The sequence below is a fragment of the Ochrobactrum sp. Q0168 genome, assembly GCF_016427605.1.
Taxonomy (GTDB): Bacteria; Pseudomonadota; Alphaproteobacteria; order Rhizobiales; family Rhizobiaceae; genus Brucella.
In genome coordinates, this window is record NZ_JAELXQ010000040.1 from 1 (window position 1) to 1,342 (window position 1,342).

The window sequence follows — 1,342 nt, forward strand, 5'->3', positions numbered from 1 at the left end:
AGCCCTCCCCTGCCCTCTTCACAACTGTGGCCCAGACCCGCAATCAATATGCGACGGCCGGCGGACTGGATAGTCTGGCGCAGACAGGTTCGTCGCTTGCGCTCTATAACAGCCTGCTGATGCTGTCGGCCGATGAGGCGCGTGCGGCCTTCGATAGTCTTTCCGGTGAGGCTTATGCTTCAGCCGCGGGCGTGCTGATCAACGACAGCCAGTTTATTCGCAATGCAGCCCTTGGTCGTTTGCAGCAGGTGTTTGGCGGCGCTCCGGCAACGCCGATCAATGCGCTGTCCTATGCCGGAGCGCAAAGGCATATATCGGCTTCAGCCTCAGCCATTGACGCCGTGGCTCCAGCCAGCATCGCTCCTGTTCAAAATCTATATACCGCCTGGGGCTATGCCTATGGCGCATGGACGAGGCAGGATGGTGATAGCAATGCGGGAGCGGTAAAATCATCTGTTGGCGGTTTTGTCACCGGTATCGACGGTACCATCCTCGACACATGGCGTCTCGGCCTTCTGGCCGGATACAGCCATTCCAGTTTTGATGTGGAGGATCGCGCTTCATCCGGCAGCAGCGATAATTATACACTCGGCGCCTATGCAGGAAACGAATGGACGCTCAATAATGGCCATGCCCTGGCATTCCGGTCCGGCCTTGCCTATTCATGGCATAATGTCGACATGAACCGTTCTGTCGCCTTCCCCGGTTTTGTCGATAATCTGACTGGCGATTACGATGCGGGAAGTTTGCAGCTCTTTGGCGAGCTTGGCTATAAGATCCACTACGGCAAAGCCCTGTTCGAGCCTTATGCGGGCCTTTCCTATTTGCGCCTGAAAACCGATGGATTTAATGAGAAGGGCCAGACAGCGGCCGCCCTATCCGTTCATTCCGGCACGACGGATACCAGCTTCTCGACGCTCGGGTTCCGTGCATCGACAGAGTTTGCTTTGGGCAGCATCATGGCAACCGCGCGAACCGACCTTGGCTGGCGGCATGCCTATGGCGACATAACGCCGGTTTCCACTGCAAGCTTCATCGACTCGGACGCCTTCCCTATCTCCGGTCTTCCAATCGCCGAAGATACAGCTCTCGTCGGCGCAGGACTTGATTTCAAGCTGACCGAAGATGCCACACTCGGCATCTCCTATAACGGCCAGTTTGCATCCGGCGCCAAACAGAATGGTTTCAACGCGAAGCTCAGTGTTAGTTTCTGATCGCGCGTCAAGAGGGACGATTAGCGAGCAAAATGCACCCGTCCATCGGTCAGCGCGGTGGACACCTGTTGTCATTGGCTGATTTTGCCTTCCGCCGCCTTGTCTGAAACAGATTTCCCGTTTGAGAA

General features: G+C 56.3%; 1 protein-coding gene. It reads left to right on the forward strand.

Annotated features, from left to right (window positions below; genetic code table 11):
- Nucleotides 1-1,214 (forward strand): autotransporter domain-containing protein (locus tag JAU75_RS23825; protein WP_199058946.1); only part of this gene is annotated, 1,214 nt, incomplete at its 5' end.
- Nucleotides 1,215-1,342: the final 128 nt, after the last annotated feature.